Source organism: Pseudomonas sp. B14(2017) (genome assembly GCF_002113255.1).
Taxonomy (GTDB): domain Bacteria; phylum Pseudomonadota; class Gammaproteobacteria; order Pseudomonadales; family Pseudomonadaceae; genus Aquipseudomonas; species Aquipseudomonas putida_Z.
This window is the reverse complement of record NZ_NEJY01000005.1, coordinates 109,057-130,448: the sequence shown is the minus strand read 5'-3', so window position 1 is coordinate 130,448 and position 21,392 is coordinate 109,057. Positions and strand designations below refer to the sequence as shown.

Genomic DNA, 21,392 nt, shown 5'->3' with positions numbered 1-21,392 from the left:
GGCGAATGGGGGGCATTATCTGCAGACACTTCTGTTCCCCTCTTTTGAATTTGCCTTCCTGGTACGGGACGTTGGCTGACGCTCCATCGTCACGCCGATCATGCCATCAGCGGCGCTTTTCCAGCCGATCTGTTTCTGCATATTGCACCGCCTTTTTGCGGCGGGGTGCGATGTTAACCTGACTACACCCATGCAACATGGGCTTTTCCTGCATTCAAAAAAGTATGTACTTGCTGCTCGCTCAGGGTTGCCTTGGCAGAGGAGCGGTCTGCCCAGGCATCCAGCAACGGACGAGAAAAGGAGTATCACGCCATGCATGCCATCAGCTTCATCCAGGACCTGGCAGTCATCATGCTGGTTGCTGGCGTGGTCACCATTCTCTTTCACCGCCTCAAGCAGCCTGTGGTGCTGGGCTACATCGTCGCCGGCTTCATCATCGGCCCGCACACCCCGCCGTTCGGCCTGATCCACGACGAAGACACCATCAAGACCCTCGCCGAACTGGGGGTGATCTTCCTGATGTTCTGCCTGGGGCTCGAATTCAGCCTGCGCAAGCTGTTCAAGGTAGGCGCCACGGCGTTCATCGCGGCGTTCCTGGAAATCGTGCTGATGATCTGGATCGGCTTCGAGATCGGCCGCTGGTTCGGCTGGAACACCATGGATTCGCTGTTCCTCGGCGCCATCCTGGCGATTTCCTCGACCACCATCATCGTCAAGGCGCTCAACGACCTGAAGATGAAGAACGAGCGTTTCGCCCAGCTGATATTCGGCGTGCTGATCGTCGAGGACATCCTCGGTATCGGCATCATCGCCCTGCTGTCGGGCATCGCCGTCAGTGGCACGGTCAGCTCGGGCGAGGTGTTCTCCACTGTCGGCAAGCTGTCGCTGTTCATGATCGTTGCGCTGGTCATCGGCATCCTGCTGGTGCCGCGCCTGCTGGCCTACGTGGCCAGGTTCGAAAGCAACGAGATGCTGCTGATAACCGTATTGGGCTTGTGCTTCGGCTTCTGCCTGCTGGTGGTGAAGCTCGAGTACAGCATGGTGCTTGGCGCCTTCCTGATTGGCGCGATCATGGCCGAATCGCGCCAGTTGCTGAAAATCGAGAGCCTGATCGAACCGGTACGCGACCTGTTCAGCGCCATCTTCTTCGTCGCCATCGGCCTGATGATCGACCCCCAGGTGCTGATCGACTACGCCTGGCCGATCGTGGTCATTACCCTGGCGGTGGTGTTGGGCAAGATGTTGTCGTGCGGCATGGGCGCGTTCATTGCCGGAAATGACGGGCGCACATCGCTGCGGGTGGGCATGGGGCTTTCGCAGATTGGCGAGTTTTCCTTCATCATCGCCGCGCTGGGCATGACCCTGCAGGTGACCAGCGACTTCCTCTACCCGGTGGCTGTGGCGGTATCGGCAATCACCACGCTGCTGACACCCTACCTGATCCGTGCCGCCGACCCGCTGTCGCTCAAGCTGGGCAAGGTGGTGCCCAGCCGCCTGGCGCGGGTGCTGTCGTTGTATGGCGAATGGTTGCGCAGTATCCAGCCGCAGGGCGAGGGCGCCATGCTCGCGGCGATGATCCGGCGCATCCTGTTGCAGGTTGGGGTGAACCTGGCGCTGGTGATCGCCATCTTCTTCAGTGGTGGCTATTTCGCCGGGCGGATCGGCAACTGGCTCAGCGAGTGGGTCAGCGATGCCAGCCAACAGAAAGCGCTGATCTGGGGCGCAGCGTTGTTGCTGTCGCTGCCATTCCTGATTGCCGCCTATCGAAAGCTCAAGGCGCTGTCGATGCTACTGGCAGAGATGGGCGTCAAACCGGAAACGGCCGGGCGGCATACCCAGCGCGTGCGCCGTGTGATTGCCGAGGTGATTCCGCTGTTGTCGCTGCTGGTGATTTTCCTGCTGCTGTCGGCGCTGTCGGCGAGCATTCTGCCCACCAGCGAACTGCTGCTGGTGATTGCCGTGGTGGCTGCGGTGGTTGTGGCCTTGCTGTGGCGCTGGTTTATCCGCGTGCATACGCGCATGCAGATTGCCTTGCTGGAGACGCTGGAGAACAGCCGCGAGAATACGCACTGAAGGGGGCAATGCTCCCTGCGCAAGATTTCACCGTCGTCCGAGGGGATGGAGCGGTAGCGATGTCGCCAGGCGCAGAAAGCCTGGCGATATTAACTATACCGGTAGCACTAGGCCATAAAATTCCCATTTCTGGGCCGGCCTCTTCGCGGGTAAACCCGCTCCCACAGGTACCGCACAATGATCAGCACCTGTGCAATCCCTGTGGGAGCGGGTTTACCCGCGAAGAGGCCGGCACAGGCAGCATCAAATCAGAGGTTGGAATCAGCTCTCCAGCCAGACATCCCGCGCCCAGTGCCACACCGATTCCCAGCTGTCTTCACCGACGATTTCCTCTTCGGCATCCCACAGCACCACGGTCCCATCCTCTTCGACGCAGTAGTAGTTGTCGCCGTCCTGGCACAGCGGAATCAGGTCTCGTGGCACGCCGGCATCCCAGGCGTTGGCGGCGACTTCTGGCAGGTAGGTATGCGACTGTGGGTCGGTAACGGTCACCGGCTCCAGTGAGCCATACACCACGTCACTGACGGTCAGCAGGAACTCTTTGAACACGAACGGAATGTTGATGAACAGCTCTTCCTCGATTTCGACCAACTGGTCCTCGTCGGGAAGCTCAAGGGGCACCGGCACTGGCTCGTTGGCTTCACGGAGTTGTTCGATCACTTCTTCCACGGTTCACTTCCTCTGACCTAGATGACAACGCTGCGCGTTATACCCTAGTAGGCCACTCTGGCAAAAGCAAAAACCCCGGGACAGGCCCGGGGTTTTTTGTGCAGCACGCAGCGGTTAGCCGTTTTGACGGATACCGGCCACCAGCCAAGGCTGGTTTTCGCCCTGGGCGCGAACCATGTGCCAGCTTTCGCTGAACACTTCGCCCTGGTCGAAGCGCGAGTTTTTCGATACGCCACGGAAGGTCAGGGTGGCGTCGGTACGGTCGGCGCGGTCGTCGACACCGTCCAGCTGTACCTCGAGGTTGTCGATGTAGGTGGACTGGAAGCCATCACCCAGTTCGGCGCGCTCGCGCTTGAGGAACTCGAGCATCTGCGGGGTGACGAACTCGGCGATCTTGTCCATCTCGTTGGCGTCCCAGTGCTGCTGCAGCGCCTGGAAGTGGTTACGGGCAGCAGCCAGGAAGTTCTGCTCGTTGAACCAGGCCGGGGCGTTGATCACCGGGGCGGCTGCGGCAGCAGGTGCGGCCGAACCACCGAAGATCGACGGCTGGGCAGGCTGCGCGTGAGCTTCACGCTGCATCGGCGCATGGCCCGGCATGGCCATTTGCGGCTGCTGCTGGCGGCGGCGCGCGGCGATGAAGCGGAACACCAGGAAGGCGATGAGCGCCACGATCAGGAAGTCCATGATCTGGAAGCCTTCGAAACCGTCGCCCATGAACATGGAAGCCAGCAGGCCACCGGCGGCGAGGCCGGCCAGAGGGCCCAACCAGCGCGAAGCACCGCTGGCGGCCGGAGCGGCACGGCCAGGTGCGGTCGGCGCGGCGGCAGGCGTGGTTGGCGTGGCCTGGCGGGTCTGGTGAATAGGCGCGGAGCCCGAGCTCTTGCCGCCGCCAAAACGCTTGGCGTTGGCGTCCAGGCTCAGCGTCAGGCCGACGCAGAGCGCCAGAGCGATGCTAAGAAAACGTTGCATAAGTGGGATATCCCCTGTTGTGGATTGCACGCGCGTCATGGTGCACAGGTTCCCGGGCACATGACCAGCGACATAATGTTTCGAGCTTTTGCCTGAATGTTACAAACCCGGCACGACCTGCCCTCGGAATGCTGGCGCAATACCTGTAGGAGCGGGCATGCCCGCGAACACCGGCGAAGCCGGTGCCATACACTGAGTTGCCGGCTTCGCGGGCATGCCCGCTCCCACAGGTATTGCGCAGGCTTTGAAAACTTTGAGCAAGCCTCCACCAGCGCCGGTGCAGGCTTTTAGATGGCCTCGAGCTTGGCATACCCCAGCATCAGCCACTTGCTGCCTTCGGCAAAATTCACCTGCACCCGCGCCTGGGCGCCGGAGCCTTCGAAGTTGAGGATCACACCCTCGCCAAACACCGCATGTTGCACACGCTGGCCCAGGTTGAACGCGGTCTGCGGAATGCTGGCATTGGCGAACAGGTTGCTGTTCGTGGCCGTCTTGGCCCCGCCGAACGGGCGGCTGACGCTGTTGGACAGGCGCACTTCCTGAACCAGGCCTGCCGGAATTTCGCGTACGAAACGTGACACCTTGTTGTAGGTCTCGCTGCCATACAGGCGACGCGTTTCGGCGTAGGTCATGACCAGCTGGCGCATGGCGCGGGTGATGCCCACATAAGCCAGGCGGCGTTCCTCTTCCAGGCGGCCGGGCTCTTCCAGGCTCATCTTGTGCGGGAACAGGCCTTCTTCCATGCCCACCAGGAACACATACGGGAACTCCAGGCCCTTGGCGCTGTGCAAGGTCATCAGCTGGACGCTGTCTTCATGCTCGTCGGCCTGGGCATCGCCTGCCTCGAGCGAGGCGTGGCCGAGGAATGCCGAGAGTGGCGAGAGGTCGGCGTCTTCTTCGGTGGACTCGAAGTTGCGCGCTGCGCTGACCAGTTCCTCAAGGTTTTCCACCCGTGCCTGGCCCTTCTCACCCTTTTCTTCCTGGTGATAGATGATCAGCCCGGACTGCTCGATGGTGGTCTGGGTCATGGTATGCAGTGGCATGTCCACGACCTTGGCCGCCAAGCCCTCGATCAGCTCGATGAACGCACCCAGGGCACTGGCGGCGCGGCCTTTCAGGGCTTTGGCGGCGAGCAGCTGGCACATGGCCTCCCACATCGACAGCTGACTGTGGCGGGCGTGCTCGCGGATGGCTTCGACGGTTTTTTCGCCAATGCCACGTGGCGGCACGTTGATCACCCGCTCCAGGGCTGCATCGTTGCCACGGCCTTCGATCAGCCGCAGGTAAGCCATGGCGTTCTTGATTTCGGCGCGCTCGAAGAAGCGCTGGCCACCGTAGATGCGGTAGGGGATGCGTTCGCGCAGCAGGGCTTCTTCCAGCACCCGCGACTGGGCGTTGGAACGGTACAGAATGGCGATCTCGTTGCGCGCATTGCCCTGCTTGACCAGGCTCTCGATTGTTTCCACCACGTAGCGGGCTTCGTCGTGCTCGTTGTAGGCCGCATACAGGGTCAGCGGTTCGCCTTCGCCCATGTCGGTCCACAGCTCCTTGCCCAGGCGCCCGCTGTTGTTGGCGATCAGCGCGTTCGCTGCCTTGAGGATGCCGCCAGTGGAGCGGTAGTTCTGCTCCAGGCGGATCATCTCGGCGTCGGGGAAGTCGGCAGTGTACTGGTGAATGTTCTCGATCTTGGCACCACGCCAGCCGTAGATCGACTGGTCGTCATCGCCCACCGCCATCAGGCTGTCACCGCCGCGCGCCAGCAGGCGCAGCCAGGCGTACTGCACGGCGTTGGTATCCTGGAACTCGTCCACCAGCACGTGGCGGAAGCGCCGCTGGTAATGCTCCAGCAGGCCCGGGTGGTCGCGCCACAGGTCCAGGGCGCGCAGCAGCAGCTCGGAGAAGTCGATGACCCCGGCGCGCTCGCAGGCCTGCTCATAGGCGGTATAGACGTCGCGCATGGTCGACAGGAACAGGTCGCCCCCGGCCTGGATATGCTGTGGTCGCAGGCCTTCGTCCTTCTGCCCGTTGATGAACCACTGGGCCTGGCGTGCCGGCCATTTCTGCTCGTCCAGGCCAAGCTCGCGCATCACCCGCTTGATCAGGCGCTGCTGGTCGTCGCTGTCGAGGATCTGGAAGTTCTGCACCAGCCGTGCTTCCTGCCAGTGGGCCCGCAGCAAGCGGTGGGCCAGGCCGTGGAAGGTGCCGACCCACATGCCCGCCGGGTTGATGCCCAGCAGTTGCTCGATCCGCTGGCGCATTTCTGCCGCGGCCTTGTTGGTGAAGGTCACCGACAGGATCGAGTGCGGCGATGCCTGCTCCACCTGGATCAGCCAGGCAATGCGGTGCACCAGCACGCGGGTTTTACCGGAACCGGCGCCAGCAAGCACCAGTTGACGCCCGAGCGTGGCCGCTACGGCCTGGCGTTGGGCATCGTTGAGGGAATTCAGCAGGAGGGAGAGGTCGTCTGTGCGCATCGGGCCATTCTAGGGCGCGGCAGGAAATGGGGCAAACCTCCACTGTATAAATATTCACCTGCCGCATGCCCGTTCATCGAGCCGATGGCAGGTGCCAGGCCACCGCTCGGGCGGCCTGGCAGGCAGCGGTTCAGTCAATCGCCTCGATGGTGCGAATTTCGCAGCGCTGCGAACCGTCGGCATGGATGATCTCCACGGTTTTCCAGCCAGTGCCGCCTGCACGTTCGAAAACCACGGTTTTTTCGGTCAGCACCTGCGGGGTGATTGCGCCGCTATCCAGCAGTTGAAGCTCCAGCACTTCCCAGCCACCCCGGTGGCGCAGCTTGGGTTCGACCAGCACCGGTTCGATGGCCGGAGAGGCGACCGTAACGGTGCCATGAACCCTGAAAACCTGCTTGCCGTGGGCGATGTCGTTGATTGCAACGAGGTTGGTGATAGTAGCCATTGTCTGCTCCTGTCTCGGGTTGAAAGTAGCGCCAGCGCGCTGGGGCTACTTTCTGCCCTTTCGCCTGCCACGGGAGCAGGGCAGTGCTTCAGCTATGCCAGTGCCTGCCGTGCCTGGCCAGCAGGCTGTTGGCTTGCTCCGGCCCGTTACTGCCTGCCGGGTACGGTCGCGGTGCCTGGAAGTGCTCTTCACAGCCCTTGATGATCGGGTCGATCCAGGCCCAGGCCGCTTCCACTTCATCGCGGCGCATGAACAGCGTCGAGTCGCCCTCCAGCACATCCAGCAGCAGGCGCTCGTAGGCGTCCCAGCGGCGGGTCTGGCTGAACACCTGGGCCAGGTTCAGGTCCAGGTCCACAGGTTCCAGGCGCATGCCCTTGCCCGGGCTCTTGGTCATCATGCGCAGGCTGATGCGTTCGTCCGGTTGCAGCTGGATCAGCAGCTGGTTGACCTGGCCGCCATTGAAAAGCTCGTGGGGCACCGGCTTGAACTGGATGACGATCTGCGATGAGCGCCGTGCCATGCGCTTGCCGGTACGCAGGTAGAAGGGCACGCCCGCCCAGCGCCAATTGTCGATGTGCGCCTCGATGGCGATGAAGGTTTCGGTGTCGCTGTCGTTGTCGACGTCCTTTTCGAAGTAATAGGCCGGCACTTCCTGGCCGCCGATGCGCCCGGCGCCATACTGGCCGCGTACGGTCTTGTCCTGCACGTCCTGGCCAGTGATGGGCTTGAGGGCCCGCAAGATCTTCACCTTCTCGTCACGCACCGCTTCGGCCTCGAACTGCGCGGGCGGCTCCATGGCCACCAGGCATAGCAGCTGAAGCAGGTGGTTCTGCAACATGTCGCGGGTCGCCCCGGCGCGGTCGTAGTAGGCGCCGCGATTCTCTACACCCAGGGTCTCGCAAACGCTGATCTGCACGTGGTCGACCTGGTTGTTGCGCCACACCGGCTCCAGCAGGGCGTTGGCAAAACGCAGGGCCATCAGGTTCTGCACGGTTTCCTTGCCCAGGTAGTGGTCGATGCGAAATACCTGGTTTTCCTCCAGCACTGCGCCAATCGCTTCGTTGATGGCGGTAGCCGATTCCAGCGAGTGGCCGATCGGCTTTTCCAGCACGATGCGCGCTTCGGCGTCGGCCAGGCCGGCGTTATGCAGGTGCTTGGCAATTGGCACGAACAGGTTGGGGGCGGTGGCCAGGTAGAAGATGCGCGTCAAGCCGCCGGGTTCGCCCAGGTAGCGCGCCAGGCGGCCGAAGTCGGCGCTTTGCGAAGCATCCATGGCGAAATAGTCGACCCGCGCGGAAAACCGCTGCCAGACCTCTTCGTCGAAGTCGTTGCGGGCAATTTGTGCCCGGCAATGGCGCTCGGCGAGCTTGAGATAATCGTTACGTGGCAAGTTGCGTCGTGCCAGCGCGATGATGCGCACGGCGTTGTTAAGACGGGCCTCGCGAAACAGGTGGTAGAGCGCCGGAAGCAGTTTGTGCAGGGCCAGATCGCCGGTGCCGCCGAAGACCAGAATGTCGCAAGGAATAGTCAAACCACCACTCTCCACGTTCGTTTAACTGGGCGGGTTGGCGTCCATGTAGTATAACTACAAGATAGCTACAACCCGGCCAGCCGATCATAACCGAGTCCAGCCTGTGAATCTGTTGCAACATATCGCCCAATCGCGCCACCTGCTGCGCAAATCGGAACTCAAAGTAGCCGACCACGTGCTACTCGACCCGGCTGCCGTCATGCACAGCTCCATGGCCGACCTGGCGCACAGCGTGGGTATCAGTGAACCGACCATCGTGCGTTTCTGCCGCGCGATCGGTTGCTCGGGCTTCCAGGACCTGAAGCTGAAGCTGGCGCAGAGCCTGGCTGCGGGGGCCAGTTTCGGCCAGTTCGCCATCCATGAAGACGACTCGGTCGCCGACTACAGCCTGAAGATCTTCGACACCACGCTGCACACCCTGATGGAAGTGCGCGAGCATCTCGACCCGCAGGCGCTGCAGCAGGCGGTGACCGCCATGGCCCAGGCGCAGCGTGTGGAGTTCTATGGCTTTGGCGCCTCCGGTGCGGTAGCGGCCGATGCCCAGCACAAGTTCTTCCGCCTGCTGCTCAGCGCGGCAGCCTATTCCGACCCGCACATGCAGGCGATGTCGGCGGTGACCCTGAAGCCGGGTGATGTGGCGGTATGCATTTCCCAGTCGGGCCGTTCCAAGGACCTGCTGATCACCGCCAACCTGGTCCGTGAGAGCGGCGCCAACCTGATTACCCTGTGCCCCAGCCAGACACCACTGGCGGAGCTGTCGACGGTAAACCTGGCGATCGACGTGCATGAAGACACCGAAATCTACACCCCGCTGACCTCGCGTATCGCCCACCTGGTGGTGATCGACGTGCTGGCCATGGGCGTGGCCATGGCGCGCGGGCCGAGCCTGGTCAACCACCTGAAGAGCGTGAAGCGCAGCTTGCGCAGCCTGCGCTTGTCACCCAAGTCGATCAAGGCTACCGACGACTGAATTCTTCCTGCACCGGCCTCTTCGCGGGCGAGCCCGCGAATGGGCCGGTACAGGCAGTGAAAATTCACGATTCTGTCACCATTCCACAGCCAAACCGTAAACCACTCAAGCCAGTCTGAAACTCCCGCATCCTATCTGGGAGACAGGCAATGGCTCGTGACTTCGACGGTACGTACCAACCCAGCGCCAAGGCTCGCAAGCAGCAGGAAAAGGATCAGCGCCGCATGGAATACCGCCGCGCGATCGAAAGCTATTGCGACCAACGTCAACTGCTCCGCGAACTAGTGGACTACCCCGAGCTGCAAGAGCTCACGGTCTGGCAGGCGTCGGCAGCAGCTTCCCCGAAAAACGCTCAACCAGCGCGCTGATCAGCGCACGTTCGCTGCGGATGAACGCCAGGAAAGCCAAGGCCACCGGCGACTGCCGTTTGGCCTTGGACTGCACCACGCACCAGCTGCGGTACAGCGGCAGTTCCTCCACGGGCAGTTCCCTCAGCACACCGGTGGCCAGCTCCAGGTTGACCGCATGGCGGGTAAGCATGGCAATGCCCAGGCCGGCAATCACGCACTCGCGCTGGGCGTCGGCCGAGGCCACCTCCAGGGTCTGGGTGAAATGCACGCGCTTGTCCTTGAAGTATTCCTCGCAAGCCTTGCGCGTGCCCGAACCCTGTTCGCGGACCAGCAGGGTATGAGGCTCCAGGTCCTGCAGGCGCAGTTGCTCCAGCTTGCACAGCGGGTGCTCGGGCGGTGCCACCGCGACGATCGGGTTGTTGAGGAACGGCAGAAACTCCAGGCCCATGTCCTGCGGCACCATGGACATGATGATCAGGTCGTCGCGGTTGTCCGACAGGCGGCGGATGGCCTGGGCGCGATTGACCACCGTCAGGGTCAGGTTCACCTCCGGGTGACGCTGCTTGAAGGCCGCGAACAGGTGTGGCACGAAGTACTTGGCACTGGATTCGATCGCCAGTTTCAACTGCCCCTGCAATGAACCCTGCATGTCCGAAAGCTGCATGTCCAGGCTCTCCAGGCGCCCGAAGATATCGCGGCTGGCGCGTTGCAAGGCCTCGGCAGCTTCGGTCAGGTAGAGCTTCTTGCCCACGTACTCGAACAGCGGCTGGCCGATCAGCTCTTCGAGCTGGCGGATCTGTAGACTAACGGCGGGTTGCGTCAGCGCCATCTCTTCCGCCGCACGGCTGTACGAACGCAAATCGCATACCTCGTTGAAGATCTGCAATTGACGCAAAGTCATACGCATCAAGGACTTACGCATTTTTATCCGCCCTTCGGCAACACCTTGTTACCGCACTATAAGCTTTTGCTAATACAGCCCCTAACAAATATTGATTTTTGTTTATCAACCTACAGCGCTAGGGTGAATGTGCGACTGGCCAGCAACGTCTGGTCACGCGCCGACCGGGAGAACCGGCTCGACTGTTCCTACGGCTTTGGGAAGACTCCAGTGATAAAAAAAATCCTGATCGCCAACCGAGGTGAAATTGCAGTTCGGATCGTGCGTGCCTGCGCCGAGATGGGCATTCGCTCGGTGGCGATCTATTCCGACGCCGACCGCCACGCGTTGCACGTCAAGCGCGCCGACGAAGCCCACAGCATTGGTGCCGAGCCGCTGGCCGGTTACCTGAACCCGCGCAAGCTGGTGAACCTGGCTGTGGAAACCGGCTGTGATGCCCTGCACCCGGGCTATGGTTTCCTGTCGGAAAACGCTGAACTGGCAGAGATCTGCGCCGAGCGCGGGATCAAGTTCATCGGCCCGGCCGCCGAGGTCATTCGCCGGATGGGCGACAAGACCGAAGCACGCCGCACCATGATCGCCGCCGGTGTACCGGTAACCCCGGGTACCGAAGGCAACGTTGCCGATATTCACGAAGCCCTGAGTGAAGGTGACCGCATCGGTTACCCGGTCATGCTCAAGGCCACTTCTGGTGGTGGTGGCCGTGGTATTCGCCGTTGCAACAGCCGTGAAGAACTGGAACAGAACTTCCCCCGCGTCATCTCCGAGGCTACCAAGGCCTTTGGTTCTGCGGAAGTGTTCCTGGAAAAGTGCATCGTCAACCCCAAGCACATCGAGGCGCAGATCCTCGGTGACAGCTTTGGCAACGTCGTGCACCTGTTCGAGCGCGACTGCTCGATCCAGCGCCGCAACCAGAAGCTCATCGAAATCGCCCCGAGCCCACAGCTCACCCCCGAACAGCGCGCCTACATCGGCGACCTGGCGGTGCGTGCGGCCAAGGCAGTGAACTACGAGAACGCCGGTACCGTGGAGTTCCTGCTCGCCGATGGCGAGGTGTACTTCATGGAAATGAACACCCGAGTGCAGGTGGAACACACCATCACCGAGGAAATCACCGGTATCGACATCGTCCGTGAGCAGATCCGCATTGCCTCGGGCTTGCCGCTGTCGGTCAAGCAGGAAGACATCCAGCATCGCGGTTACGCGCTGCAGTTCCGCATCAACGCCGAAGACCCGAAGAACAACTTCCTGCCCAGCTTCGGCAAGATCACCCGTTACTACGCCCCCGGCGGCCCGGGCGTGCGTACCGACACGGCGATCTACACCGGCTACACCATTCCGCCGTTCTACGACTCCATGTGCCTGAAACTGGTGGTGTGGGCGTTGACCTGGGAAGAAGCCATGGACCGCGGCCTGCGGGCCCTGGACGACATGCGCGTGCAAGGGGTGAAGACCACCGCCGCGTACTACCAGGAAATCCTGCGCAATCCCGAATTCCGTAGCGGCCAGTTCAACACCAGCTTCGTCGAAAGCCACCCGGAACTGACCAACTACTCGATCAAGCGCAAACCCGAAGAGCTGGCCCTGGCCATCGCCGCTGCCATCGCCGCCCACGCAGGCCTGTGAGGAACCCCATAATGTCCAAGAAAATTCACGTAACCGACACGATCCTGCGCGACGCCCACCAGTCCCTGCTGGCCACCCGCATGCGTACCGAAGATATGCTGCCGATCTGCGACAAGCTCGACAAGGTCGGCTACTGGTCGCTGGAAGTCTGGGGTGGCGCCACCTTCGACGCCTGCGTGCGCTTCCTCAAGGAAGACCCGTGGGAGCGCCTGCGCAAGCTGCGCGCGGCACTGCCCAACACCCGCCTGCAAATGCTGCTGCGCGGCCAGAACCTGCTGGGCTACCGCCACTACAGCGACGATGTGGTCAAGGCGTTCGTCGCCAAGGCAGCGGTCAACGGTATCGACGTGTTCCGCATCTTCGATGCGATGAACGACGTGCGTAACCTGCGTGTGGCCATTGAAGCGGTCAAGGCTGCCGGCAAGCACGCCCAGGGCACCATCGCCTACACCACCAGCCCGGTACACACCATCGAAGCCTTCGTGAAGCAGGCCAAGCAGATGGAAGCCATGGGTTGCGACTCGGTGGCGATCAAGGACATGGCCGGCCTGCTGACCCCGTTCGCCACCGGCGAACTGGTCAAGGCGTTGAAGGCCGAGCAGTCGCTGCCGGTGTTCATCCACTCCCACGACACTGCCGGCCTGGCCGCAATGTGCCAGCTGAAGGCTGTGGAAAACGGCGCCGATCACATCGACACCGCCATCTCCAGCTTCGCCTGGGGCACCAGCCACCCGGGTACCGAGTCGATGGTTGCCGCGCTCAAGGGCAGCGAATTCGATACCGGCCTGGACCTGGAGCTGCTGCAGGAAATCGGCCTGTACTTCTATGCCGTGCGCAAGAAGTACCACCAGTTCGAAAGCGAGTTCACCGCCGTGGACACTCGCGTGCAGGTCAACCAGGTACCGGGCGGCATGATTTCCAACCTGGCCAACCAGCTCAAGGAACAGGGCGCCCTCAACCGCATGAACGAAGTGCTGGCTGAGATCCCGCGCGTGCGTGAAGACCTCGGCTTCCCACCGCTGGTAACCCCGACCTCGCAGATCGTCGGTACCCAGGCGTTCTTCAACGTGCTGGCCGGCGAGCGCTACAAGACCATCACCAACGAGGTGAAGCTGTACCTGCAAGGCGGTTACGGCAAGGCTCCGGGCGTGGTCAACGAGCAGCTGCGCCGTCAGGCGATCGGCAGTGAAGAAGTGATCGACGTGCGCCCGGCCGACCTGCTGAAGCCGGAAATGGCCAAGCTGCGTGCCGATATCGGCGCCCTGGCCCGTTGCGAAGAAGACGTGCTGACTTTCGCCATGTTCCCGGACATTGGCCGCAAGTTCCTCGAAGAACGCGAAGCCGGCACCCTGAACCCTGAAGTCCTGCTGCCAATTCCTGAAGCGGGCGCAGTGGCGTCCCATAGCGGTGAAGGCGTACCGACCGAGTTCGTCATCGACGTGCACGGCGAAACCTACCGCGTCGACATCACCGGTGTGGGCGTGAAGGCCGAAGGCAAGCGCCACTTCTACCTGTCGATCGACGGCATGCCGGAAGAAGTGGTGTTCGAGCCGCTCAACGAATTCGTCGGCGGCGGCAGCAGCAAGCGCAAGCAGGCCAGTGCCCCGGGCCACGTCAGCACCACCATGCCAGGCAACATCGTCGATGTGCTGGTCAAGGAAGGCGACATGGTCAAGACCGGCCAGGCCGTGCTGATCACCGAAGCCATGAAGATGGAGACCGAAGTGCAGGCGGGTATCGCTGGCAAGGTCGTGGCCATCCACGTGGCCAAGGGCGACCGCGTGACACCGGGCGAGATCCTGATCGAGATCGAAGGCTGAGATAAGCCTTCATCTACAAGCGGTTAACCTCTGGGGAGCGGAATGCTCCCCTTTTTTTATGGAGCAATATGCAATTTAGTGCAGATTACAGGCGCCAAAGCCTCCATAATCTGCACTAAAATGCATAAATTGGGTGTGGTTCAGAAAAACATCTGCACTATACTGCAGGCTGACGGCTGAGGCTGATCGAAAACATGCAGTAAATTGCAGGTGGCCAATGTACCGACTCACGCTCCAATTACATGACCAAGGTAAATGGCATGATGCTATTGCCATCGCCTTCGCCGAACCGGAAAGAAGCCTCTCCAGCCCTTGCGAGTTCGGATACACATCCAACTACGTCAAGACCAATCTGCATGCGTACGACAGCCTGTTCAGCCAGGCGGCCAGTGCCAAGCTCCCGGTGGACTTTGGCTCTCATCGTCTACCGCATGCTCCTGCATCCTTTACGACATCGCGCCTGCAGGGGCTGCGAAGCGTTTTCTGCTGAGGCATATCGGTCGTGAAAAACCGGCGGGCATGGGGGAAGACTTGTTTCTGCTAGGGCGCTCCACCCCAGCTCCGATTGGCAATATGCGCATCAGGGAGTCGGCTGAGTTACTGGACCTTGCGGACCCCATCGGTTTTACCCGCCAGGACGTCATCGTTCGCGATCAACGTTTTCTGGAGTACGCCTACGAGCAGGGCGCGGCCATAGGTGGCGCGACAGGCGCCGGTGGAGAGGCGCCAAAGCTGCTGATGACCGAAGATGAAAACGGCCAGCTGTACCCGGACGCGGTGCTTGCGGATGAGAGGGCCTGTCGCCATTGGTTCATCAAGTTCGCCAGGCACCAGGCCTTGGCCGATGATCAGGAGATCCTGCGGGCCGAGTACCTCTATTACAGGGCGTTGCAGCAGCTTGGCATCGAGACGGTGGCCAGTGAACACATGGCGCTGGAAGAGGGAGCCAAGCCCAGCCTGTGGATGGAACGCTTCGACCGTCAGGTTACCGATCAGGGAGTACAGCGGTTTGCCGTGGAATCGATGTATTCCTTGTGTGGTGTAACCGAACCCGGTAGCCGGATGGGGCATTTGGAGGTGATCGAGACGCTCGTTGGCTTGTGGAAGATGGCCGGGCAGGGTAAAGAGGTGCCTGATCTGATCGCGGATTACCTGCGGCGCGACCTGATCAACAAGATCCTGGGTAACGCCGATAACCATGGACGTAATACAGCGATCATTCGTACCCGCGACACGGTGTGTCTTGCACCCATTTACGACTTGGCACCGATGGTGATGGATCAGGAAGGAGTAACCAGAACGACGAAGTGGCCCGCTTTGATCGAAAGAGCAGGCGAAATCGACTGGCAGGCAGCCTGTGTTGCGCTGGCCGAATTCATCGATCCGGATGAGGCTTACCAGCGCCTGCGTCAGGAGGCCCGGCACCTATTGGCATTGCCCGATATCTTGTCCGGCCTTGGGCTCCCGGAGGTAGTGATGAATCACCCGGCGATTGCGCTGGGCAAGCTCGAGCGCCGGATGGCGGAGTGGGGGTTGGCATGACGGTTTCCATCGATGCCCGAGGTCTGATGATCGATGGCGTGCGCGAAGGTATTGCCGACGGCACAATCGAGCTGGGTACTGCCGTTCGCCGCCTGCGCGTAGAAGTTGCAAAGATGCAGCAGACCCAGTTTGCGCTGATGTGCAAGATTTCCGTGCGAACGCTCATTCAGATCGAGCAGGGGGACGGTAACCCCACGCTCAAATCGTTGAACGCGGTATTCAAACCGTTCGGTTTGCAGATGGGCGTCGTCAGGCGTGCGAGCCCGATCAGATAACCGGGCTTGCACCGATCGCGGGCCTGCCGGCCCGTGATCGGTTATGCCGTTCACCCCCTACGGCAGTCCTCAAGTGTCCGCACCTGGCCTTGCGGCCGCTGGTTCTCTTCACTCAACCAGCGCTCGAACGCGGTCGCCAGCGCCGGCCACTCATCATCGGTAATCGAATACCACGCCGTATCCCGGTTGTGATCCTTCACCACCAGGTGCTTGCGGAAAACCCCCTCGAACACAAAGCCAAACCGCTCCGCCGCACGCTTGGAGCGTGCGTTGGCGTTGTTGCACTTCCACTCCAGCCGGCGGTTGCCCAGCTCGAAGCCCAGCTTGCCCAGCAAATACACCGCCTCGGTGCCCTTGGGCGTACGCTGCATGGCAGCGCCGAAGGCGATGTGGCCGATTTCGATGCGGCCGTGGTCGGGCACGATCGACATCAGGCTCAGGATGCCCTGGGCCTGGCCGCTGGCGCGGTCGATGACGGTGTAGAACAGCGGGTCGCGGCCAGCGGCGTTGCCTTCCAGCCAACGGTCGAAGGCGGCACGTTCGGTGAACGGGCCATAGGGCAGGTAGTCCCACAGCACCGGGTCGGCCGCCGGGCCTTGCAGCACCTCCCAGAGATCGTCGCCATGGCGCGCCGGGTCGAGCTTTTCCAGGCGGATGAAGCGGCCGTCGATGGGCTCGGCCTGGGGAGCTGCGGCGGGTTTCCAGTTCAATGCGTCGGTCATGTTCGGCTTAGAACTCTTTGCGGAATTGGATGAAGCCCGAGCGCTCGGCAACCTGTTGGTACAGGCTGATGGCGGTGGCGTTGGTCTCATGGGTCAGCCAGTGCACCTTGGCGCAGTTGTCGGCCTTGGCTTTGGCGTAGACGTGCTCGATCAGCTGGCGGCCGATGCCCAGGCCGCGCTGTGTGCTGTCCACGTACAGGTCCTGCAGGTAGCAGGCGTTCCCGATGCTCCAGTTGGAACGATGGTAGATGAAGTTGACCATGCCCACTGCCTTGCCATCGACCCAGGCAAGGGCCGAATGGGTCGGTTCGTTCGGGTCGAGCAGGCGTTGCCAGGTGCTGAGGTTGACCTCTTCGGTCAATTCGGACTCATAGAAGTGCAAGTAGGCCTGCCACAGGGCGAGCCAGGCAGCATGGTCTTGGGTGGTGACAGGACGCAGGGTAACGCTGGACATGGGCTATTCCTTCAGAGTTGGCGCATGTGCGCCGCGAGTTGGTTATCCAGGTAATCGGGGCTGGCGCTCAGGCCTTCACGCACGCCGGCAATGTCTTGCTCAGAGCGGTTCTGGCTGAGCTTGCGCGCACCTTGCAAGCGGGCGATGGGCAGGCGGATGCCGACGATGGCGCGGAGCATGCCATCGAGGTAGTCACGCGGGGCATCGGTGACGTTCCACGGTTCGCTGCGGCCTTGTTCGTGGCGCTCGGTCAGGCGGCTGACAATGGCCAGCAATGGCTCGGCTTCGTGAATCACTTCGGCCGGGCCATAGGCGTGCACGGCCAGGTAGTTCCAGGTTGGCACCACCTTGGGGTTGTCGGCCTTGCTCGGGTAGTAACCGGGGCTGACATAGGCATCGGCGCCGGGGAACACCAGCAGGGCTTCACCACCTTGCTTCAGGTCGTGCCACTGGGGGTTGGCCCTCGCCAGGTGGGCATAGACGGTGCCGAATTCGCCTTCGGCGATATCGACCAGCACGGGCAGGTGCGTGGCCAGCAGGCCTTGTTCGCCCTTGCTGACCAGGATGGCCAGGCGGGTGTCGAGCATGTGCTGGTGCAGGCGCCCGAGGTCGTGTTCCTGATGGGGTTTGCTGTTGTACATGCTCGGTTTCCTTGTGCGATGGCTCCATCCTAGGCAGGCTATTGGTTCATAGTAAGAGCCATTAACAGCTGTTTTTATAGGTCCAATACCGTGAGCGAGCGCCCCCTAGTGTTGCCTTTCGACCCTGCCGGAATCGCCCTCGATCGCCGCCGCGGGCTCAGCCAGCAGCTGTACCAGGCGCTACGTGCGCGGGTGCTGGACGGGCGTCTGAGCAGTGGCACGCGGCTACCGGCCACTCGTGATCTGGCCGCCATGCTGGCGCTGTCACGCAACAGCGTGGTGCGGGCCTATGACCAGCTATATGCCGAGGGCTACATCGAAAGCCGGGTAGGCGACGGCACCTATGTCAGTCAGTTACCGAAACTCTCCGCTGCAAAACTATCCACACAAGTATCCACAGGGTTATCCCGGGGGTTATCAACAGACTTATCCACATTTTCCTCAGAAAACACTGAGGATTTATCCAGCAAGCGCTGTTCCAGCGAGCCTTTGCAGCGCCTGAAAAGTAACCATCTGCCGCCCCCAAGAAGTGGTGCACCGCGTGCTTTTCGCGTCGGTATTCCGGCGTTCGACCTGTTCCCGTTCGACGTCTGGGCCAAGCTGCAGGCGGGTTTCTGGCGCAACCCGGCTCCGGCGCAGTTGGGTTATGGTGACCCGGCAGGCGAGCCACTGCTGCGTGAGCTGATCGCGGCCTACCTGCGTCGCTCCCGTGGGCTGAGTTGTACTGCTGAACAAATTGTGATCACCAGTGGTGCGCAGCAGGCCATCAGCCTTTGTGCACAGTTGCTGTTGCAGCCAGGCGACGGTGTGGCTGTGGAAAACCCGGGTTACCGCGCAGCGGGGCATGCCTTTGCGCTGGCCGGTGGCAGGTTGTGTGGCGTGCCGGTGGACGAGGATGGCATGGACTGTCGCCGGCTCGGGCAACTGACAGATTGCCGGCTGGCCTATGTCACGCCAGCTCACCAGTACCCGACCGGGGTGACCATGAGCCTGGCGCGACGCCTGGAACTGCTTGCCTGGGCCGAGCGCAGCGAAGGCTGGATCATCGAAGACGACTACGACGGCGAGTACCGCTACAGCGGTGCGCCCTTGGCCCCGCTAGCGGCGCTCGACCGGCACGGGCGGGTACTGTACGTCGGTACCTTCGGCAAGATCGCCTTTCCGGCGTTGCGCCTGGGCTACCTGGTACTGCCGCCGCAACTGGCGCAGGCGTTCAGCCAGGGCAGGGCGCTGGCGGTGCGGCATTCGGAGGTCAGTAGCCAGTGCGTGATGGCCGAGTTCATGGCCAGGGGGCACTTTCAGCGGCATATCCGGCGCATGCGCAAGGCGGCGTTGAGCCGGCGCAATGTGCTGAAGGCGGGCTGGCCTGTGGATATTCCGGGTTTGGGCGGCATGCCGGAGGTGGCGGCCGGGCTGCATGTGAAGGTCGATGTGGATAACTTTGCGCGGGAGCAGGAGCTGGTGGCCAAGGCTGAAGCGGTGGGGGTGGAGGTGACGCCGCTGAGCAATTTCTGGCTGGCGGACAGCGAGCAGCCTGTGGATAAGCGCGCGGGACTGGTGCTGGGGTTTGCAGCGGTGCCGGAGGGGGAGATTGCCGAGGCTTTGATGCGCTTGCGCAAGGCCTGGAGGAAGTGAGTAGGGCCGCTGGGCGGCCCAATCGCCGGCAAGCCAGCTCCCACAGGTACAGCATCTGCCTCGAAATCAGTGGAGATCCTGTGGGAGCTGGCTTGCCGGCGATTGGGCTGCAAAGCAGCCCCCGGCTCTAAATCAGGTACCGGACTTGATCCGCGTCCAGGCCCTGGTCCGAGCCCGTTCGGCATCCCGCGCCAGGGGCTTGAGGGTATACAGCTTGGCCATCGCCTCCGCCGTCGGATACAGGTTGGGGTTGTTGCGAATCGCCGGGCTCACCTTGTCGGTCGCATCCTTGTTCGGGTTCGGGTACCCGACAAAGTCACTGATCGGCGCAATCACCTCGGGCCGCAGCAGGTAGTTGATGAACGCGTGGGCATCTTCCGGGTTGGCCGCGTTCTTCGGAATCGCCAGCATGTCGAACCAGATCGGTGCACCTTCCTTGGGCAGGCGCATGTCCACCACTACGCCATTCTTCGCCTCGATAGCGCGGTTGGCGGCCTGCGAGAAGCTGCCGCTGTAGCCCACTGCCACGCAGATATCGCCGTTGGCGATGTCGGCCATGTATTTCGAGGAATGGAAGTAGGTGATGTGCGGGCGGATCTTCAGCATCAGCGCTTCAGCTTTCTTGTAATCAGCCGGTTTGTCGCTGTTCGGTGGCAAGCCCAGGTACTGCAACGCCAGCGGCATGATCTCCGACGGCGAGTCGAGCAGGGCCACGCCGCACTGCTTGAGCTTGGCGATGTTCTCTTCCTTGAAGATAAGGTCCCAGCTGTCCACCGGGGCGTTGTCGCCGAGCGCAGCCTTGACCTTGGCCGGGTTGAAGCCGATCAGCACGGTGCCGTACATGTAAGGCACGGCAAATTTGTTGCCGGGGTCGTTGGCCTCGATCAGCTTCATCAGCGCCGGGTCCAGGTGCTGCCAGTTCGGCAGCTTGCTGCGGTCCAGTGGCTGGAACACCCCCGCTTCGATCTGCTTGGCGAGGAACACGTTGGACGGCACTACCACGTCATACCCGGAGTTGCCGGTCAGCAGCTTGGCTTCCAGCGCCTCGTTGGTGTCGAAGATGTCGTAGACCAGCTTTACCCCGCTGTCTTTCTGAAATTCGGTGAGGGTTTGCGGAGTGATGTAGTCGAACCAGTTGTACACCCGCAGGGTGCGCTGTTCGGCCTGGGCGTGCAGGGCACCGGTGAACAGGGTAGCGGCGATGAACGGGGCGAGCAGACGCTTGAGTCGGACCATTACCGGGCTCCTGGCTGGGCGTGCTGGAAGCCTTCCAGCACATTGACCGCGTTGATACCGATTTCTTCCACAGCGTAGCCGCCTTCCATCACGAACAGGGTCGGCTTGCCGAGCTGGGCGATGCGCTTGCCCATTTCCAGGTAGTCCGGGCTGTCCAGCTTGAACTGCGAGATCGGGTCGTCCTTGAAGGTATCCACGCCCAGCGAGATCACCAGCACATCGGCGTCATAGGCGGCGATGCGCTGGCAGGCGTCCTCCAGCGCAGCGCTCCAGGCGGCCCAGTCGCTGCCGGCTGGCAGAGGGTAGTTGATGTTGCAGCCTTCACCGGCACCCTCGCCGGTTTCATCGGCATAGCCGAGGAAGAACGGGAACTCGTCGCGCGGGTCGCCATGGATCGAGGCGAAGAACACATCGTTGCGGTTGTAGAAGATGTCCTGGGTGCCGTTGCCGTGGTGGTAGTCGACGTCGAGGATGGCGACCTTGCGCCGGCCCTGGTCGAGGAAGGCCTGGGCGGCGATGGCGGCGTTGTTCAGGTAGCAATAGCCGCCCATGACTTCGCCGGCGGCATGGTGCCCTGGCGGGCGGCACAGGGCGAAGGCGGAATGGGCGCCTTGCTGGATCGCCGCCTGCGCGGTGAGGGCAACCTGGGCGGCGCTGTAGGCGGCCTGCCAGGTGCCGGCGGTGATCGGTGCGCCGGCATCGAAGCTGTAGTAGCCCAGCTCACCGTGCAGGCCGGTGGGCTTTACCTGGCGCAGGGTGCGTGCGGGCCAGGTGAACGGCAGCAGGTCGCCTTCCTGGCCCAGTGCGGCCCAGCGCGCCCAGGCGCCTTCGAAGAAGTCCAGGTAGCCGGCACTGTGGATACGCAGCAACGGTGCGCGCCCGAAGTCGGTGGGGCCCTGGATGTCGCCGAGGTTGCGCTTTTTTACCTGGTCGAGCACATGGTCGGCGCGTGACGGCATTTCGAAACAGGGCATCAGCTTGCCGTCGATCAGCTCGCAGCGGCCGTGGTGCAGGCGGTGGTCATCGGAATAGATCGTCAGCATTGTTGTTCTCCGGTGG

Annotated in this window: 18 protein-coding genes and 1 pseudogene; 8 read left to right on the top strand and 11 right to left on the bottom strand. The window is 62.1% G+C overall.

All coding sequences use genetic code 11. The annotated features are described in order from the left end of the window. Positions 1–312 precede the first annotated feature (312 nt). Positions 313–2,073 (top strand): cation:proton antiporter, encoded by a 1,761-nt coding sequence (locus CAG34_RS06525; protein ID WP_085588866.1) that lies wholly within the window; start codon positions 313–315, stop codon positions 2,071–2,073. A gap of 261 nt (positions 2,074–2,334) precedes the next feature. Here CAG34_RS06525 and CAG34_RS06520 read toward each other — a convergent pair whose 3' ends face one another. From CAG34_RS06520 to zwf, 5 genes are all read right to left on the bottom strand, one after another. Next, positions 2,335–2,742 carry an SMI1/KNR4 family protein gene (locus tag CAG34_RS06520; RefSeq protein WP_025341149.1) on the bottom strand — a complete coding sequence of 136 codons (408 nt, stop codon included), beginning with the start codon at positions 2,740–2,742 and terminating at the stop codon, positions 2,335–2,337. A 114-nt stretch (positions 2,743–2,856) separates the two neighbouring features. Further along, the gene (locus CAG34_RS06515; RefSeq protein ID WP_013974842.1) at positions 2,857–3,711 is read right to left on the bottom strand and encodes a Tim44 domain-containing protein; all 855 of its coding nucleotides are present in this window, start codon (positions 3,709–3,711) and stop codon (positions 2,857–2,859) included. A gap of 287 nt (positions 3,712–3,998) precedes the next feature. Continuing rightward, on the bottom strand, positions 3,999–6,185 hold the full coding sequence (uvrD, locus tag CAG34_RS06505) for a DNA helicase II (protein ID WP_085588864.1): 2,187 nt from the start codon (positions 6,183–6,185) through the stop codon (positions 3,999–4,001). A gap of 130 nt (positions 6,186–6,315) precedes the next feature. Next, entirely contained in the window at positions 6,316–6,630 is a 315-nt protein-coding gene (locus tag CAG34_RS06500) for a hypothetical protein (RefSeq protein WP_085588863.1), read from the bottom strand. A gap of 88 nt (positions 6,631–6,718) precedes the next feature. Further along, positions 6,719–8,161, bottom strand: a complete 1,443-nt coding sequence (gene zwf / locus CAG34_RS06495; RefSeq protein ID WP_085588862.1) for a glucose-6-phosphate dehydrogenase — start codon at positions 8,159–8,161, stop codon at positions 6,719–6,721. A gap of 103 nt (positions 8,162–8,264) precedes the next feature. Here zwf and hexR point away from each other — a divergent pair, with 103 nt between their 5' ends. Together hexR and CAG34_RS29145 are read left to right on the top strand one after the other, a co-directional pair. Further along, the gene (gene hexR, locus CAG34_RS06490; protein ID WP_011536461.1) at positions 8,265–9,131 is read left to right on the top strand and encodes a transcriptional regulator HexR; all 867 of its coding nucleotides are present in this window, start codon (positions 8,265–8,267) and stop codon (positions 9,129–9,131) included. Positions 9,132–9,280: 149 nt separating this feature from the next. Then, a complete protein-coding gene (locus CAG34_RS29145; RefSeq protein WP_080563834.1) occupies positions 9,281–9,499 on the top strand; it encodes a PA3496 family putative envelope integrity protein in 219 nt (72 codons plus the stop codon). On the opposite strand, the gene CAG34_RS06480 is transcribed toward CAG34_RS29145, so the two are convergent. Then, positions 9,441–10,403 carry a LysR family transcriptional regulator gene (locus CAG34_RS06480; protein ID WP_046615347.1) on the bottom strand — a complete coding sequence of 321 codons (963 nt, stop codon included), beginning with the start codon at positions 10,401–10,403 and terminating at the stop codon, positions 9,441–9,443. The genes CAG34_RS29145 and CAG34_RS06480 overlap by 59 nt on opposite strands. 189 nt (positions 10,404–10,592) lie before the next feature. On the opposite strand from CAG34_RS06480, the gene CAG34_RS06475 reads away from it, so the two are divergent. The 4 genes and pseudogenes from CAG34_RS06475 (at position 10,593) to CAG34_RS06460 (ending at position 15,645) form a co-directional block, all read left to right on the top strand. After that, on the top strand, positions 10,593–12,008 hold the full coding sequence (locus CAG34_RS06475) for an acetyl-CoA carboxylase biotin carboxylase subunit (RefSeq protein ID WP_013974837.1): 1,416 nt from the start codon (positions 10,593–10,595) through the stop codon (positions 12,006–12,008). Between the two features lie 11 nt (positions 12,009–12,019). Further along, positions 12,020–13,828 carry a sodium-extruding oxaloacetate decarboxylase subunit alpha gene (oadA, locus tag CAG34_RS06470; RefSeq protein ID WP_085588860.1) on the top strand — a complete coding sequence of 603 codons (1,809 nt, stop codon included), beginning with the start codon at positions 12,020–12,022 and terminating at the stop codon, positions 13,826–13,828. A gap of 217 nt (positions 13,829–14,045) precedes the next feature. Further along, positions 14,046–15,370 (top strand): annotated as a pseudogene (locus CAG34_RS06465) (HipA domain-containing protein). Then, on the top strand, positions 15,367–15,645 hold the full coding sequence (locus CAG34_RS06460; protein WP_085588857.1) for a helix-turn-helix transcriptional regulator: 279 nt from the start codon (positions 15,367–15,369) through the stop codon (positions 15,643–15,645). Before CAG34_RS06465 ends, CAG34_RS06460 begins: the two are co-directional and overlap by 4 nt. Before the next feature lie 50 nt (positions 15,646–15,695). Here CAG34_RS06460 and CAG34_RS06455 read toward each other — a convergent pair whose 3' ends face one another. From CAG34_RS06455 to CAG34_RS06445, 3 genes are read right to left on the bottom strand one after another with little or no spacing between them, the layout of a single operon-like run. Next, a complete protein-coding gene (locus CAG34_RS06455) occupies positions 15,696–16,367 on the bottom strand; it encodes a GNAT family N-acetyltransferase (protein WP_085588854.1) in 672 nt (223 codons plus the stop codon). Between the two features lie 7 nt (positions 16,368–16,374). Beyond that, positions 16,375–16,821 carry a GNAT family N-acetyltransferase gene (locus CAG34_RS06450; RefSeq protein ID WP_085588852.1) on the bottom strand — a complete coding sequence of 149 codons (447 nt, stop codon included), beginning with the start codon at positions 16,819–16,821 and terminating at the stop codon, positions 16,375–16,377. A gap of 11 nt (positions 16,822–16,832) precedes the next feature. After that, positions 16,833–17,462 (bottom strand): FMN-binding negative transcriptional regulator, encoded by a 630-nt coding sequence (locus CAG34_RS06445; RefSeq protein WP_085588850.1) that lies wholly within the window; start codon positions 17,460–17,462, stop codon positions 16,833–16,835. A gap of 90 nt (positions 17,463–17,552) precedes the next feature. Here CAG34_RS06445 and CAG34_RS06440 point away from each other — a divergent pair, with 90 nt between their 5' ends. Then, the gene (locus CAG34_RS06440; RefSeq protein WP_085588848.1) at positions 17,553–19,097 is read left to right on the top strand and encodes a PLP-dependent aminotransferase family protein; all 1,545 of its coding nucleotides are present in this window, start codon (positions 17,553–17,555) and stop codon (positions 19,095–19,097) included. Between the two features lie 132 nt (positions 19,098–19,229). On the opposite strand, the gene CAG34_RS06435 is transcribed toward CAG34_RS06440, so the two are convergent. Together CAG34_RS06435 and CAG34_RS06430 are read right to left on the bottom strand one after the other, a co-directional pair. Continuing rightward, the gene (locus CAG34_RS06435; protein WP_085588846.1) at positions 19,230–20,333 is read right to left on the bottom strand and encodes a polyamine ABC transporter substrate-binding protein; all 1,104 of its coding nucleotides are present in this window, start codon (positions 20,331–20,333) and stop codon (positions 19,230–19,232) included. Then, positions 20,333–21,376, bottom strand: a complete 1,044-nt coding sequence (locus tag CAG34_RS06430; RefSeq protein ID WP_025341136.1) for a histone deacetylase family protein — start codon at positions 21,374–21,376, stop codon at positions 20,333–20,335. The genes CAG34_RS06435 and CAG34_RS06430 overlap by 1 nt, the downstream gene beginning before the upstream one ends. Positions 21,377–21,392 lie beyond the last annotated feature (16 nt).

Bases quoted from the DNA above. Each gene is read 5' to 3' on its own strand.
- CAG34_RS06450 (WP_085588852.1), bottom strand. From the start codon at position 16,821: ATGTCCAGCGTTACCCTGCGTCCTGTCACCACCCAAGACCATGCTGCC.
- CAG34_RS06525 (WP_085588866.1), top strand. From the start codon at position 313: ATGCATGCCATCAGCTTCATCCAGGACCTGGCAGTCATCATGCTGGTT.
- CAG34_RS06430 (WP_025341136.1), bottom strand. From the start codon at position 21,376: ATGCTGACGATCTATTCCGATGACCACCGCCTGCACCACGGCCGCTGC.
- CAG34_RS29145 (WP_080563834.1), top strand. From the start codon at position 9,281: ATGGCTCGTGACTTCGACGGTACGTACCAACCCAGCGCCAAGGCTCGC.
- CAG34_RS06500 (WP_085588863.1), bottom strand. From the start codon at position 6,630: ATGGCTACTATCACCAACCTCGTTGCAATCAACGACATCGCCCACGGC.
- CAG34_RS06480 (WP_046615347.1), bottom strand. From the start codon at position 10,403: ATGCGTAAGTCCTTGATGCGTATGACTTTGCGTCAATTGCAGATCTTC.
- CAG34_RS06515 (WP_013974842.1), bottom strand. From the start codon at position 3,711: ATGCAACGTTTTCTTAGCATCGCTCTGGCGCTCTGCGTCGGCCTGACG.
- uvrD (WP_085588864.1), bottom strand. From the start codon at position 6,185: ATGCGCACAGACGACCTCTCCCTCCTGCTGAATTCCCTCAACGATGCC.
- CAG34_RS06435 (WP_085588846.1), bottom strand. From the start codon at position 20,333: ATGGTCCGACTCAAGCGTCTGCTCGCCCCGTTCATCGCCGCTACCCTG.
- oadA (WP_085588860.1), top strand. From the start codon at position 12,020: ATGTCCAAGAAAATTCACGTAACCGACACGATCCTGCGCGACGCCCAC.
- CAG34_RS06460 (WP_085588857.1), top strand. From the start codon at position 15,367: ATGACGGTTTCCATCGATGCCCGAGGTCTGATGATCGATGGCGTGCGC.
- CAG34_RS06445 (WP_085588850.1), bottom strand. From the start codon at position 17,462: ATGTACAACAGCAAACCCCATCAGGAACACGACCTCGGGCGCCTGCAC.
- CAG34_RS06455 (WP_085588854.1), bottom strand. From the start codon at position 16,367: ATGACCGACGCATTGAACTGGAAACCCGCCGCAGCTCCCCAGGCCGAG.